Source organism: Limnohabitans simekii (SeqCode) (assembly GCF_965234735.1).
Classification (GTDB): Bacteria; Pseudomonadota; Gammaproteobacteria; order Burkholderiales; family Burkholderiaceae_C; genus Limnohabitans; species Limnohabitans simekii.
On the sequence record NZ_OZ248540.1, the window covers coordinates 581,279 to 595,155 of the forward strand.

Annotated in this window: 16 protein-coding genes; 9 read left to right on the top strand and 7 right to left on the bottom strand. The window is 58.0% G+C overall.

Annotation, left to right across the window (positions count from 1 at the left end; genetic code table 11):
• Window positions 1–25 precede the first annotated feature (25 nt).
• The 3 genes from murB (at window position 26) to xerD (ending at window position 3,007) form a co-directional block, all read left to right on the top strand.
• Window positions 26–1,075 carry a UDP-N-acetylmuramate dehydrogenase gene (gene murB / locus AC8GFP_RS02990; protein WP_506610077.1) on the top strand — a complete coding sequence of 350 codons (1,050 nt, stop codon included), beginning with the start codon at window positions 26–28 and terminating at the stop codon, window positions 1,073–1,075.
• A gap of 122 nt (window positions 1,076–1,197) precedes the next feature.
• Complete coding sequence (locus AC8GFP_RS02995) at window positions 1,198–2,121, top strand: tripartite tricarboxylate transporter substrate-binding protein (RefSeq protein WP_506610537.1); 924 nt, start codon at window positions 1,198–1,200, stop codon at window positions 2,119–2,121.
• Window positions 2,096–3,007 (top strand): site-specific tyrosine recombinase XerD, encoded by a 912-nt coding sequence (gene xerD, locus AC8GFP_RS03000; RefSeq protein WP_506610079.1) that lies wholly within the window; start codon window positions 2,096–2,098, stop codon window positions 3,005–3,007. The genes AC8GFP_RS02995 and xerD overlap by 26 nt, the downstream gene beginning before the upstream one ends.
• A 41-nt stretch (window positions 3,008–3,048) precedes the next feature.
• Here the strand turns inward: xerD and AC8GFP_RS03005 are convergent, their stop codons facing one another.
• The gene (locus tag AC8GFP_RS03005) at window positions 3,049–3,855 is read right to left on the bottom strand and encodes a ferritin-like domain-containing protein (protein WP_506610081.1); all 807 of its coding nucleotides are present in this window, start codon (window positions 3,853–3,855) and stop codon (window positions 3,049–3,051) included.
• Between the two features lie 38 nt (window positions 3,856–3,893).
• On the opposite strand from AC8GFP_RS03005, the gene AC8GFP_RS03010 reads away from it, so the two are divergent.
• Together AC8GFP_RS03010 and hslO are read left to right on the top strand one after the other, a co-directional pair.
• The gene (locus AC8GFP_RS03010) at window positions 3,894–4,418 is read left to right on the top strand and encodes a gamma carbonic anhydrase family protein (protein WP_506610083.1); all 525 of its coding nucleotides are present in this window, start codon (window positions 3,894–3,896) and stop codon (window positions 4,416–4,418) included.
• A 5-nt stretch (window positions 4,419–4,423) separates the two neighbouring features.
• Window positions 4,424–5,410 carry an Hsp33 family molecular chaperone HslO gene (hslO, locus tag AC8GFP_RS03015; RefSeq protein ID WP_506610085.1) on the top strand — a complete coding sequence of 329 codons (987 nt, stop codon included), beginning with the start codon at window positions 4,424–4,426 and terminating at the stop codon, window positions 5,408–5,410.
• Here hslO and AC8GFP_RS03020 read toward each other — a convergent pair.
• The 5 genes from AC8GFP_RS03020 to pyrG are packed head-to-tail and all read right to left on the bottom strand — an operon-like array spanning window position 5,396 to window position 9,981.
• The gene (locus AC8GFP_RS03020; protein WP_506610087.1) at window positions 5,396–5,818 is read right to left on the bottom strand and encodes a hypothetical protein; all 423 of its coding nucleotides are present in this window, start codon (window positions 5,816–5,818) and stop codon (window positions 5,396–5,398) included. The two genes, hslO and AC8GFP_RS03020, sit on opposite strands and share 15 nt — an antisense overlap.
• A gap of 3 nt (window positions 5,819–5,821) precedes the next feature.
• Window positions 5,822–6,094, bottom strand: coding sequence for a septum formation initiator family protein (locus tag AC8GFP_RS03025; protein WP_506610089.1), 273 nt, complete (start codon window positions 6,092–6,094; stop codon window positions 5,822–5,824).
• Between the two features lie 22 nt (window positions 6,095–6,116).
• Window positions 6,117–7,403 carry a phosphopyruvate hydratase gene (gene eno / locus AC8GFP_RS03030; protein ID WP_506610091.1) on the bottom strand — a complete coding sequence of 429 codons (1,287 nt, stop codon included), beginning with the start codon at window positions 7,401–7,403 and terminating at the stop codon, window positions 6,117–6,119.
• A 56-nt stretch (window positions 7,404–7,459) separates the two neighbouring features.
• On the bottom strand, window positions 7,460–8,317 hold the full coding sequence (gene kdsA / locus AC8GFP_RS03035; protein WP_506610093.1) for a 3-deoxy-8-phosphooctulonate synthase: 858 nt from the start codon (window positions 8,315–8,317) through the stop codon (window positions 7,460–7,462).
• Complete coding sequence (gene pyrG, locus AC8GFP_RS03040) at window positions 8,314–9,981, bottom strand: CTP synthase (protein WP_506610095.1); 1,668 nt, start codon at window positions 9,979–9,981, stop codon at window positions 8,314–8,316. Before pyrG ends, kdsA begins: the two co-directional genes overlap by 4 nt.
• A 69-nt stretch (window positions 9,982–10,050) precedes the next feature.
• Between pyrG and coaBC the strand changes: the two genes are divergently transcribed.
• Together coaBC and dut are read left to right on the top strand one after the other, a co-directional pair.
• Window positions 10,051–11,280, top strand: a complete 1,230-nt coding sequence (coaBC, locus tag AC8GFP_RS03045) for a bifunctional phosphopantothenoylcysteine decarboxylase/phosphopantothenate--cysteine ligase CoaBC (protein WP_506610097.1) — start codon at window positions 10,051–10,053, stop codon at window positions 11,278–11,280.
• Complete coding sequence (dut, locus tag AC8GFP_RS03050; RefSeq protein WP_506610099.1) at window positions 11,277–11,726, top strand: dUTP diphosphatase; 450 nt, start codon at window positions 11,277–11,279, stop codon at window positions 11,724–11,726. Before coaBC ends, dut begins: the two co-directional genes overlap by 4 nt.
• Before the next feature lie 60 nt (window positions 11,727–11,786).
• Here dut and AC8GFP_RS03055 read toward each other — a convergent pair whose 3' ends face one another.
• Window positions 11,787–12,308: an FKBP-type peptidyl-prolyl cis-trans isomerase gene (locus AC8GFP_RS03055; RefSeq protein ID WP_506610101.1), complete on the bottom strand. Its 522-nt coding sequence runs from the start codon at window positions 12,306–12,308 to the stop codon at window positions 11,787–11,789.
• 30 nt (window positions 12,309–12,338) lie between these two features.
• On the opposite strand from AC8GFP_RS03055, the gene AC8GFP_RS03060 reads away from it, so the two are divergent.
• Window positions 12,339–13,463: a JmjC domain-containing protein gene (locus AC8GFP_RS03060; protein WP_506610103.1), complete on the top strand. Its 1,125-nt coding sequence runs from the start codon at window positions 12,339–12,341 to the stop codon at window positions 13,461–13,463.
• A gap of 157 nt (window positions 13,464–13,620) precedes the next feature.
• On the top strand, window positions 13,621–13,803 hold the full coding sequence (locus AC8GFP_RS03065; protein WP_506610105.1) for a hypothetical protein: 183 nt from the start codon (window positions 13,621–13,623) through the stop codon (window positions 13,801–13,803).
• Window positions 13,804–13,877 lie beyond the last annotated feature (74 nt).

The following is a 13,877-nucleotide window of genomic DNA, read 5'->3' on the forward strand; positions in this document are numbered from 1 at the left end:
AAGTTCAGGGTGCGACAATTCTCACATGATTATTGAGCGCAACGTCCCGCTGCAACCCCACAACAGCTTTGGCATCGCCGCCCGCGCCGAGCGTTTGCTGCGCCTGACCAGCGTCGCCGATGTGCAAGCCTTCCTCGCCAGCCCCGAGCGCCACGAGCCGCATTTTTTGCTGGGCGGCGGCAGCAACATCGTTATCACGGGCGACGTGAAACCCTTGGTGTTGAAAATCGAATTGATGGGCAAGCAGCTGGTCTCCGAAGACGACAAAGCCTGGGTGGTGCAAGCCGCAGCGGGCGAGAACTGGCACGAGTTTGTGGCATGGACGCTGGCGCAAGGCTGGCCCGGCTTGGAAAACCTGGCGCTGATTCCCGGCTCGGTGGGGGCCTCGCCGGTGCAAAACATCGGCGCTTATGGCGTCGAGCTGCAAGACCGTTTCGAGTCTTTGGACGCAGTGGACTTGCATACCGGCCAAAGCTTCACCTTGCATGCCGCGCAATGCGCCTTCGGCTACCGCGACTCGGTGTTCAAACACGCTGCCACCGACAGCCGCGACCTCGGCCTGTTGGGCCGCGCAATCATCACGCAGGTGCGGTTTCGCTTGCCCAAGAAATGGCAGTGCGATGTGAGCTACCTTGATCTGACCAAAAAACAAGCGCAATACGGCGTGGCCCAACCAACGCCGCAGCAGGTGTTTGACTGGGTCTGCGAGATTCGCCGCGCCAAGCTGCCCGACCCCGAGCACCTGGGCAGCGCTGGCAGCTTCTTCAAAAACCCCACCGTCTCGCCCGAGCAATGCGCCGACATCATCGCCCGCGAACCAAAATTGGTGCATTACCACCTGTCAGATGGCCGCATCAAACTCGCCGCCGGTTGGTTGATCGACGCCTGCGGCTGGCGCGGCAAATCCGTCGGCAACGCGGCCGTTTACGAGCGCCAGGCTTTGGTGATTGTCAATAAAGGCGGGCGCAGCAACCCGTGCACCGGTGGCGAGGTGATGACCTTGGCCAAAGCGATTCAAACCAGTGTCTATGAGCGCTTTGGCATACGGCTCGAACCCGAGCCGGTGGTGGTGTGACAAACAAGCAGCAGCTTCGAGGGAGGTATGGAATGGCTTCACGTCTTCTGAACTTGTGGTCTGTGCGGACCAAGCCGCGCAAACATCCTTTCAGGGCATGGGTTGTGTTGTGGTGTTGTGTGATGTTCAACACCGCTTCAGCCCAAACTTTCCCCAGCAAACCGATTCAACTTTGGGTGCCTTTTGCACCCGGCGGCTCCACCGACCTGTTTGCCCGCACCGTGGCCGAGCCTTTGGGCAAGGTGCTGGGGCAAACCGTGGTGGTGGTCCACAAAGCCGGTGGCGGCGGTGTCGTGGGCGCAGCCGAGTTGGCGCGAGCCGCCCCTGATGGCTACACCCTGGGCTTGGCCACGCTCTCAAGCGCGGCCACCAATCCGGCCATCAATCCGCGTGTGCCCTACAACCCCCTGACAGATTTCACGCCCATCATCAACATGCTGGCCACCCCCAATGTGTTGGCAGTGCACGCTTCTTTTCCTGCCAAGGACATGGCGGGTTTGTTGAAGGTGTTGCGAGCCCAGCCCAACCGCTACGACTATGCCTCTTCGGGCATGGGCGGGATTGCCCATTTGCAAATGGAATTGTTCAAGAGCTTGAGCAAAACATCGGTGGCGCACATCGCCTACAGCGGCGCAGGGCCAGCCTTGCGCGACGTGGTCGGCGGGCAGGTGCCGATCATTTTTGACAACCTGCCTTCGGCCTTGCCGCATATCCAGGCGGGCCGCTTGGTGGCTGTTGCCGTTGCCACCCCACAGCGGGTGGCCGATTTACCCAACGTGCCGACCTTCAAAGAACTGGGCTTGGATGCAGTCAATCGGCCTGCGCTTTACGGCATTTGGGGGCCCAAAGGCATGCCGCCCGCTTTGGTGGCGCAGCTGAACCAAGCGATTCGCCAAGTGCTGCAAGACCCGGCGGTCATCAAGCGCATCGAAGCCACAGGCTCCAAGGTGGTGGCCAACAGCCCGGCGCAATTTGCCGCGCAACTCAAAGACGAGTACCTGCTTTACAAAAAGGTGGTCGATGACCAAAAGCTCAAACTCGACTGAGCACACCGACCCGCTGATCGATGCCTTCATCGATAGCCTGTGGTTGGAAGATGGTTTGTCCAAACTCACCTTGTCGGCTTACCGGCGCGACTTGAACGGTTTGTCGGCGTGGCTGCACAGCCAAGGCCGAAGTTTGTCGGATGCCCAAGAGCCCGATATTCAAAGTTATTTCGCGCACCGCCACCACGACACCAAGGCCAGCAGCGCGAACCGCCGCATGACCGTCTTCAGGCGCTTTTACCGCTGGGCCCTGCGCGACAACCGCTTGCAGGTCGATCCGACCTTGAAACTCTTGTCGGCCAAGCAACCGCAGCGCTTGCCCAAAAGTCTGAGTGAGCAACAAGTGGACAGCTTGTTGAATGCACCCAATATCGAGACACCCTTGGGCCTGCGCGACCGCGCCATGCTGGAGCTGCTGTATGCCAGTGGTTTGCGCGTGAGCGAGTTGGTGAACCTGCCGATGCTGAGTTTGAATTTGCGCGAAGGCGTGTTGCGCGTGACGGGCAAAGGCGACAAAGAACGCCTGGTGCCGTTTGGTGATGAAGCCGGTGATTGGCTGCAGCGCTATGTCGCGCAAGCGCGCGGCGCTTTGCTGGGCCAGGGCAACAGCAACGCGGTGTTCGTGACGCAACAAGGCGCAGCGATGAGCCGAGTCATGTTTTGGAAGCTGATTAAAAAATACGCCTTGCTGGCCGATATTCATGTGCCGTTGTCACCGCACACCTTGCGCCATGCCTTTGCCACGCATTTGCTGAACCACGGTGCTGATTTGCGGGCCGTGCAAATGCTGCTGGGCCATGCCGATATTTCCACCACCACCATCTACACCCACGTGGCGCGGGAACGCTTGAAGTCGCTGCATGCACAGCATCATCCTAGGGGATGAGGTTTGGCGTATGCCCGCGCTTCGTTCAGGCTACTTGGTTTTTAAACGCGTTGCGCCAACAACCAATCAATCTCGGCTTGGGTGAAGCCCGCTTGCAAACGCGCTTCATGGTTGAAGGGCGGTTTCAAGCGCGGTGCCGCATGTTTGGTCACCAAGTCGGGGTAGTGCTTTAAGGGGTCCAGGCCTTGCTGCGAACACAGCCATCGAAACCAGTGGTTGCCCACCGCCACATGGCCCACTTCATCGCGCAAGATGGTGTCCAAGATGTATTGCAAAGCCTTTGCATGGGGTGATTGGGACAGATGCAGTTTGGCTTGAATCAGGGGTGTCGCATCCAAGCCGCGGGCCTCGAGTGTGCGCGGCACCAAGGCCATGCGGGCCAACACATCGTATGCGGTTTTTTCACACATGGCCCACAAACCATCGTGCGCCTCAAAGTCGCCATAAGCGTGTCCCATGGCTTGCAACAAATCGTGCAACAACACAAAGTGGGTGGATTCCTCATGCGCCACTTTGAGCCAATCGAGGTAATAGGCTTGGGGCATGTGGGCGTAGCGCCATGTCGCATCCAAGGCCAAATTGATGGCATTGAACTCGATGTGACAAATGGCATGCACCATGGCAGCCAAACCAGCGTCTGTGTGCACAGAGCGCGTAGGCACTTGATGGGGTGGACACAGCATGGGTTTGGCGGGGCGACCGGGCACCACCAGGTCTTCGGTGTCAAACACTGACGTGGTGTCCATGGCCAAGCTGGTGTGCATCTTCCACAGCGATTGCAGCGACTGCACCTTCTCGGCGGGGTCGCTGATGCACAAGACCTTCAAAGCCGATGAGCGCAGTTCCATCCCTACAATTGTAGAAAGCCCACTAGAAAGAAAACCCCATGGCGATTTACCAACTTGACGAACACCTTCCGCAGATTGACAAGAGCGCGTGGATTGCTGAGAGCGCCGATGTGATGGGCGCCGTCAGCTTGGCCGCCTACACCAGCGTCTGGTTCAATGCCGTCATTCGCGGTGACACCGAAACCATCACCATCGGCGAGGGCAGCAATGTGCAAGACTTGGCCGTCATCCACGCTGACAACGGCATGCCGGTGGTGGTGGGTAAAAACGTCACGGTGGGTCACAAGGTCATGCTGCATGGCTGCACCGTTGGCGACGAAAGCCTCATTGGCATTGGCGCCATCGTGCTCAACGGGGTGCGCATCGGCAAAAACTGTTTGGTTGGTGCCGGTTCTTTGGTGACCGAGGGCAAAGAGTTTCCCGATGGCTCGATGATTTTGGGCAGCCCCGCCAAGGTGGTGCGCCAACTCACCCCCGAACAAATTGAAGGCCTGCGTGCCAGTGCCCGCCATTACATCCACAACGCCCAACGTTACCGTGCTGGCCTGAAAAAAATCGATTGAATCCCATGAGTGAATTGCACAAGTTTTTGTTTGAAGGCCTGCCGGTGCGCGGCATGTTGGTGCGATTGACCGACAGCTGGCAAGACATCTTGCGCCGTCGCGCCAACAACCTTGAAACCGGCCCCTACCCCGAACCCGTGCGGCATCTGTTGGGCGAAATGACCGCGGCTGCGGTGTTGATGCAGGCCAACATCAAATTCGAAGGCGCCTTGGTGTTGCAGCTTCATGGTGAAGGCCCTTTGAAATTGGCCGTGGTGGAAGTGCAATCGGATTTGTGTTTGCGCTCGACCGCCAAGACCATTGGTGAAGTGACCCCGAACATGGCCTTTGAAGACATGTGCAACCAAGACAACCTGGGCCGCTGCGCCATCACCCTCGACCCGGTGGGACGCCGACCTGGCCAGCAGCCCTACCAAGGCGTGGTGTCTTTGTACGACGACCACAAACAACCCTTGAAACGTTTTAGCGATGTGCTGGCGCACTACATGCTGCAAAGCGAACAACTCGACACCACCTTGGTGCTGGCCGCCAACGATCAAGTGGCGGCAGGCTTGCTTATTCAGCGCCTGCCCATGGGCGGCATCGGCAACCTGGGTGGCACCAAAACCATGGCTGACGAAGACAGCATTGGCCAAAGCGAAGACTACAACCGCATCGCCATCTTGGCCAACAGCCTCACTTCAGAAGAGCTGTTGAATTTGTCCCCAGAGAAGGTGTTGCACCGCTTGTTTTGGCAAGAGCAGGTGCGGCATTTCACACCGCAACCCGGCGACGCCTCGCCGCGTTTTGTGTGCAGTTGCAACCGTGAACGCGTGAGCCAAATGATCCGCAGCTTGGGCCAAGCTGAAGCCGACAGCATCTTGGCCGAACGAGAGAACATCGAGGTGGGTTGTGATTTTTGTGGCCAGCAATACCACTATGACGCGGTGGACGCGGCGCAGTTGTTTGCGCACACTGCACCTCCGCCACCCAGCCCTTCAGCCTTGCAATAAACGGCTGAACAAGCGCTGCTCGCAGTCCGCATCGCCACAGGTTTCGCACACACCGGTCCACCTTGGCAGCACCGGTTGTCGCGCCCAGTCTTGGGCCAAGTGGGGCGGCAGCAAGGCATAGATACATTGTTTCAAGGCTTCTGGACCTTCACCGTGCAGCACCTGAAAGCCGCGCTGCAAACGCTGCAGTTCGCTGCGCCAATCGTCCAATACCAAGCCGCCAGCCGGGTTCCACAAGAGGTGTTGAGCACCCAGGGGAAGCGCGTGTAATTCAGCAGGGGAGGCGGGGCAGTGCAGTGAGGCGTCTTGTTGCAAGCGCTGGAGCACTTCCTGTAAAGCCTGTGAAAGGTGTTGGCGGTCTGACCAAGGCGCACCCATCAACACCACATGGCGTGCAGGTGTGTTCACGGGTTATTTTGAGATCTGCACAAAAATTTCATTCGGCTTGACCATGCCGATTTCAATACGCGCACGCTCTTCCACCATTTCCAAACCATCACGCAGGTCGCGCAGTTCGGCACGCATGCGTTCGTTGCTTTGTTCGGCTTGGGCGTTGAGTTGTAGCTGGTTGTTGTGCTGCTGACGCAGGCGCCAGACATCAGGAATGCTGCCCCGGCCAAACCACAGCTGCAGCTGCAGGATCAGCAGCAGGCTCAGCAGGATCAGGGGGACAGGACGACGCATGGGGACAACTCGCGTTCAGGGTTTATGGTTTCAGATTGTAGAAGGCTGAGCGACCGGGGTAAGAGGCCACGGTGCCCAAGTCTTCTTCGATGCGCAACAGTTGGTTGTACTTGGCCAAACGGTCACTGCGGCTGAGTGAGCCGGTTTTGATTTGACCGGCATTGGTACCCACCGCGATATCAGCGATGGTGGTGTCTTCGGTTTCACCCGAGCGGTGGCTGATGACGGCGGTGTAGCCCGCGCGTTTGGCCATCTCAATGGCGGCAAAGGTTTCGGTCAAGGTGCCAATTTGGTTGATCTTGATGAGAATGGAGTTGGCCACGCCCTTGTCGATGCCTTCTTGCAAAATTTTGGTGTTGGTGACGAACAAATCGTCGCCCACCAATTGCACCTTTTGACCCAAGCGGTCGGTGAGTGTTTTCCAGCCGTCCCAGTCGCCTTCGGCCATGCCGTCTTCGATGCTGATGATGGGGTATTTGTCGGCCCAAGTGGCCAGCATGTCGGTCCATTGACCAGCGTCCAGCTTCAGGCCTTCACCGTTCAAGTGGTACAGACCGTCTTTGTAAAACTCGCTGGCCGCGCAGTCCAGGCCCAAGACGATTTGTTCGCCCGCTGTGTAGCCCGCTTTGTCGATCGCGTCCAAAATCATTTGGATGGCCGCTTCATGGCTGGGCACATTGGGGGCAAAACCGCCTTCGTCACCCACGGCAATGCTCATGCCCTTGTCGCTCATGATTTTTTTCAGCGCGTGAAACACCTCAGCGCCATAGCGCACGGCTTCACGGAAGGTGGGCGCACCGACGGGGATGATCATCAGTTCTTGCAAGTCGAGGTTGTTGTTGGCGTGGGCACCGCCATTCACCACGTTCATCATGGGCACCGGCATTTGCATGCGGCCCATGCCACCGAAATAGCGGTAAAGGGGCAATCCCGCTTCCTCAGCAGCTGCGCGGGCCACGGCCATGGACACCGCCAACATGGCATTGGCACCCATGCGGGCTTTGTTGTCGGTGTGGTCGAGTTCAATCAAGGTCTGGTCGAGGAAGGCTTGCTCGGAAGCGTCCAAACCGATGACGGCTTGGGTGATGTCGTGGTTGATGTGTTCAATCGCTTTTAACACGCCCTTGCCCAAGTAGCGGCTGGCGTCGCCATCCCGCAATTCAATGGCTTCTCGGCTGCCGGTCGAGGCGCCAGACGGCACAGCAGCGCGGCCCATCACACCGCTTTCCAACAACACATCGCATTCGACCGTGGGGTTGCCCCGGCTGTCCAAAATTTCACGGCCGACGATGTCAACGATTGCGCTCATGTGTTTCTTTCCAAAAATTCACAGGCTGTCACAGCCTCGGGGTTGATATTAAAAATTCAAACAGAAAAATGATTTTCCAGCCAGGGCTGGGCTTTGACCACGCGGTCCAAAGCTTGCAAGGTTTCCAGCAAAGCCTTCATGTGTTTCAGGGGCACGGCGTTGGGGCCATCCGACCAGGCTTCGCTCGGGTTGGGATGGGTTTCCATGAACAAACCGGCTACACCCGCGGCCACACCTGCGCGGGCCAACACTGGCACCATGTCACGTGCACCGCCACTGCTGGTGCCTTGGCCGCCGGGCTTTTGCACCGAGTGGGTCACATCAAACACCACCGGTGCGCCACTGTGGCGCATCTCGGCCAAGCTGGTCATGTCGGCCACGAGGTTGTTGTAGCCAAAGCTCACACCGCGTTCGCAGGCCAAGAAGTTGTCTTCTGGCAAACCGGCTTCACGTGCGGCGTCACGCGCTTTGTCGATCACGTTTTTCATGTCCCAAGGGGCCAAGAACTGGCCCTTCTTGATGTTCACCGGTTTGCCGGCTTGTGCCACGGCGCGAATGAAATCGGTTTGACGGCACAAAAAGGCCGGGGTTTGCAACACATCAACCACGCTGGCCACGGTTTTCACTTGGGATGCATCATGCACATCGGTCAGGATGGGCAGATGCAGTTGACGCCGCACCTCGTCCAGTATGTTCAAACCCGCATCCATGCCGACACCGCGCTTGGTGCTGCCCGACGACCGATTGGCTTTGTCAAATGAGCCTTTGTAGATGAGCGGGATGTTCAGCGCAGCGCAAACCTCTTTCAGGTGACCGGCCACGTCCAAGGACATTTGCAAACCCTCAATCGAGCAGGTGCCTGCAATCAAAAAGAAGGGGTGTTTCAAGCCAGCATCAAAGCCGCACAGCTTCATGCGACAACCTTGAGTTTTTTGCGTTCCACCTGGTAGGCCTGTGCGGCGTGCACATAGGCGCTGAACAGCGGGTGGCCATCCCAAGGCGTGGACTTGAACTCGGGGTGGAATTGCACGCCCATGTACCAAGGGTGAATGGTTTGCGGCAACTCGACAATTTCAGTCAATTGCTCTTGCTGTGTCAGCGCAGAAATGACCAAACCTGCTTCACGCAAGGTGTCGAGGTAATTCACGTTGGCTTCGTAGCGGTGGCGGTGACGCTCGGTCACCACATCACCATAAATGTCATGCGCCAAGGTGCCAGGATTGACGTTCGAGGTTTGGGCACCCAAACGCATGGTGCCACCCAAGTCGGAGTTGGCATGGCGTTGTTTGACGCTGCCATCGGCGTCTTTCCACTCGGTGATGAGCGCGATGACCGGAAAGGGGGTGTCGGGCTCAAACTCGGTGCTGTTGGCGTCTTTCAAGCCCGCCACATGGCGGGCGTATTCGATGGTGGCGATTTGCATGCCCAGGCAAATGCCCAGGTAAGGCACTTTGTGTTCACGCGCAAAACGGGCCGCGCAAATCTTGCCTTCGATACCGCGCTTGCCAAAACCACCGGGCACCAAGATCGCGTCAAAGCGCGACAGCTGCTGGGTGTTGTCTGGCGTTAGCGTTTCGGAGTCGATGTACTCGATGTGCACCCGCGCATGGTTGTGGATACCAGCGTGGCGAAGCGCTTCGTTGAGTGATTTGTAGCTGTCGGACAAGTCCACATACTTGCCCACCATGGCGATGGTGAGTTCGCTTTGTGGGTGTTCCACCGCTTCTACCAAATCGTCCCAGCGCTTCAGGCTGGCTGGTGGCGTGTTGAGTTTGAGCTTTTCGCAGATGAGGGCGTCGAGGCCTTGCTCGTGCAACATGCGCGGTACTTTGTAGATGGTGTCCACGTCCCACATGGAGATGACGCCCCACTCGGGCACATTGGAGAAAAGTGAAATTTTGGCGCGTTCTTCTTGCGGAATCGGGCGGTCGGCGCGGCACAGCAAGGCATCGGCTTGGATGCCAATTTCACGCAGTTTTTGCGCCGTGTGTTGGGTCGGTTTGGTTTTGAGTTCGCCCGCTGCAGCAATCCAGGGCACATAGCTCAGGTGCACAAAGGCCGTGTTGTTGGGCCCCATGCGCAAATTCATTTGACGCGCGGCTTCCAGGAACGGCAGGGACTCGATGTCACCCACGGTGCCGCCGACTTCAACGATGGCCACGTCCACCGCGTCTGGGGTGCCAAAGCCCGCGCCACGCTTGACAAAGTCTTGAATCTCGTTGGTGATGTGGGGAATGACTTGCACCGTGGTGCCCAAATAGTCGCCCCGGCGTTCTTTTTCCAGCACGCTTTTGTAAATCTGGCCGGTGGTGAAATTGTTGGTGCGGCGCATGCGCGTTGTGATGAAGCGCTCGTAATGGCCCAGGTCAAGGTCGGTTTCAGCGCCGTCTTCGGTGACAAACACCTCACCGTGCTCGAAGGGCGACATGGTGCCCGGGTCGACGTTGATGTAGGGGTCCAGCTTGATCAGGGTGACTTTGAGGCCCCGCGATTCAAGAATCGCTGCAAGAGAGGCGGCGGCGATTCCCTTGCCCAGGGAAGACACCACACCGCCTGTGACGAAGACAAATTTGGTCATGTCTAATTGGGAGGGCCTGCTCCCCAGAGGTGGTAATAGGAAATTATAGGCTCTGCTACATTGCGCCCCATGACTGATCTGTTCAAGAAACACATCCTGCTCGGTTTGAGCGGCGGCATTGCCTGCTACAAAGCAGCCGAACTGTGCCGTGCGTTGGTGAAACAAGGCGCCACGGTGCAGGTGGTGATGACCGAGGCGGCGGCGCAGTTCATCACCCCGGTGACCATGCAAGCCCTCTCCAACCGCCCGGTGTATGTGTCCCAGTGGGATGAGCGCGAGCCCAACAACATGGCCCACATCAACCTCAGCCGAGAAGCCGACGCCATCTTGGTGGCCCCGGCCAGCGCCGATTTCATGGCCAAACTTCTGCACGGCCGCGCCGATGATTTGCTGAGTTTGATGTGCTTGGCCCGTCCTTTGGACAAAGTGCCGCTGCTCTTGGCCCCGGCGATGAACCGCGAAATGTGGGCGCACCCCGCCACCCAGCGCAACATGGCGCAATTGAAGGATGATGGGGCCCAGGTGCTGGGCGTGGGCCAAGGCGAGCAAGCCTGCGGCGAAAGCGGCGACGGCCGAATGCTCGAACCCGATGAATTGCTGCAAGAACTGGTGGCCTTGTTCCAACCCAAGCTTTTAAAAGGCAAGCAAGTCCTCATCAGCGCTGGCCCCACTTACGAAGCGCTTGATCCAGTTCGCGGCATCACGAATTTATCCAGCGGCAAGATGGGTTTTGCCTTGGCCACCGCCGCACAACAAGCCGGTGCACAGGTGACCTTGGTGGCGGGCCCCGTGGCCTTGGCCACGCCGCATGGGGTAAGGCGCATCGATGTGCGCTCTGCGCTGGACATGCAGGCGGCTGTGTTGGCGCAGGCGGGCCAGGCCGACGTTTTCATTGCCACAGCGGCTGTCGCCGATTGGCGGCCCGCGCAGGTGGCCGTGGAAAAAATCAAAAAAGACGGCGGCGGCGGCATGACAGCCATCCAATGGCAAGAAAACCCCGACATCTTGGCCGAGGTGGCGGCCAGCCCGCGGGCACAAACTGGCGCGCTGTATTGCGTGGGCTTTGCCGCTGAAAGCCACGACTTGCAAGCCCATGCACAGGCCAAGCGCTTGCGCAAAGGCGTGCCCCTGATGGTGGGCAACATCGGCCCGGCCACCTTCGGTGCGGACGACAACGCCTTGCTGTTGGTTGATGCGCAAGGCAGCACCGAATGGCCACGCGCCACCAAACTGGCCTTGGCTCGCCAATTGGTGGCCGAAGTGGCGCGCCGTTTGAAATCAAGCAAGGAACACGCATGAAGTTGGATGTGAAGATCTTGGACGCCCGTTTGGCCGATCAGATGCCTGGCTACGCCACACCGGGCAGCGCAGGTTTGGACTTGCGAGCCTGCTTGGAGGCGCCGCTCACCTTGCAGCCCAATGCTTGGCAACTCGTGCCCACCGGCATGGCCATCCATTTGAACGATCCGGGCTTTGCCGCGCTCATCTTGCCGCGCTCGGGCTTGGGCCACAAGCACGGCATCGTGCTGGGCAATTTGGTGGGGCTCATCGACAGTGATTACCAAGGTCAGCTGATGGTGAGCGCCTGGAACCGCAGTGATGTGGCATTCACGATTGAACCGATGGAGCGCATCGCCCAATTGGTCATCGTCCCCGTGGTGCAAGCGCAGTTCAACCTGGTGAATGAATTTGCCGCCGCCAGCGAGCGCGGTGAAGGCGGTTACGGCTCGACGGGCCAATCCTGAAGCAGAGCGCTCATCACGCAGGCGCCATGGTGAACGGCAGCGCCTGCTTGCAGCGAAGACTCAATGCAAAGTGTCGCTGCCCGGCGCAGGCGGCAAGGTGAAGAAACCCGAGCCGCAACTGCCATGCGCTTTCTCTTGGCTGGTGGCATGGCGCACACCAGTGATTTTCAACGCGATGCGCAAAGCCAGGCCAGAAAGCGGATGGTTGCCATCCAGCACCACATGCTCCGGGTACAAATCGGTGATGGTGTAAATCACTTCTTTGGGCATCTCGCTGCTGCATGCAGCGGGCAGGGCGTGGCCTTCGATGGTCATGCCTTCTTCCAAGCCTTCTGGAAACAAACCGCGCGGCTCTAAAAAGATCAGGGACTCGTCGAAGTCGCCGAACGCGTCTTCGGGTTCCAAATGCAGGTCGATCTGATCGCCCACTTGGTGGTCTTGCAAGGCATGTTGGATTTTGTCGAGCAGGTCATGACCGCCCAAATAAAACTCCACAGGGTCGTCGAGTTCGTCCAGGAGTTCGCCTTGGGTGTCTTTGAGGACCCATGTCAGGGCCACAACGCAATCGGGTGTGATGTTCATGGGGCAGAATTGTCGCAGTTTGGAGTGACCATGAAAAAAACCGCCGTGCCCAGTGTGTTGGGACAGATCAGCCCTGACGTCTTCATGCGCAAGTATTGGCAAAAAAAGCCCTTGCTGATTCGCCAAGCGGTGCCGGACATGAAACCGCTGCTCAACCGCCAAGCCTTGCTGGCCTTGGCCGCGTTGCCTGAGGTTGAATCCCGTTTGGTCACGGGCAACATCAAAACAAAAGCTTGGACGTTTCGCCACGGGCCGTTCAAACCGCGCAGCTTGCCGCCTTTCAGCCGACCGCATTGGACCTTGCTGGTGCAGGGAGTGGACTTGCATGACGCACAAGTGGCCGCATTGCGTGACCGCTTTCGCTTTGTGCCCGATGCCCGTTTGGACGATGTGATGATCAGCTACGCCACCGATGGTGGTGGTGTCGGTCCACACTTTGACAGCTACGACGTGTTTTTGCTGCAAGCCCAAGGAAAGCGTCGTTGGCGCATCAGTTCGCAAAAAGACCTGCGCTTGCGCGATGACGTGCCGCTGAAAATTTTGAAAGCCTTCAAACCCACCGAGACCTTTGTGCTGGAGGCTGGCGACATGCTGTACTTGCCGCCGCACTATGCCCATGAAGGTGTGGCGGTGGGTGAATGCATGACGTATTCGATTGGCTTCAAGGCAGAGTCACCCGAAAACTTGGCACGTGAACTGCTGACCCGCGTGGCTGACATGGAAGCTGATGCCACGTCGGCGCTCTACAAAGACCCGCGCCAGCCCGCAGCCCAACACCCCGCCATGATTCCACTGGCCTTGCAAAGCTTTGCACAAACGGCTGTGCAACAAGCCTTGAAGCGCCAAAGTGACGTTCGCTGCGCATTGGGAGAATTTTTATCAGAGCCCAAATCTTCCGTGTGGTTTGAGACCCAGCCAACACCGCATCAACTTGGTGCAGTGCGCTTGGACGACAAAAGCAAAATGCTTTATGACAAAGATTTCGTTTTCATCAACGGCGAAAGTTGGCGTTGCCGTGGTGCTGATGCCCGCGCTTTACGCCAATTGGCCGATCAACGCAGCTTGAATGCATACCAAATGGCCAATGCACCCGAGCAAGTGCGTGACTTACTCCTGTCCTGGCTTCAAGCAGGCTGGTTGCATGCGTCAAAATGATCAAATTTGGGGCTTTTTTTGATGCTATGGGAAATCACTTATACTCGCAGGCTGAGTTGAAGGAGCTTGAGTCCATCGGCTCAGTTGCAAGTTTTGATCTAGATCAAGGCTTGCGGCAAACCTTGCAATGTTTTCGCATCACTTAAAGGAAATTTCCATGAAAAAGTCACTCCTCTTGGCAACTTTGTTGGCTGCTGCTCTGGTTGCTTGCGGTAAAAAAGAAGAGGCTGCACCTGCTGCTGCCCCTGCTGCTGCTGAAGCCCCTGCTGCTGCTCCTGCTGCACCTGCTGAAGCCCCAGCTGCTGCTCCTGCTGCTGCTCCTGCTGAAGAGAAGAAGTAATTTTTTCTGCTTCGAAAAAAATGCCACCTTCGGGTGGCTTTTTTTTGGCCTGCATTCGCCCATCTCAGGCGAAT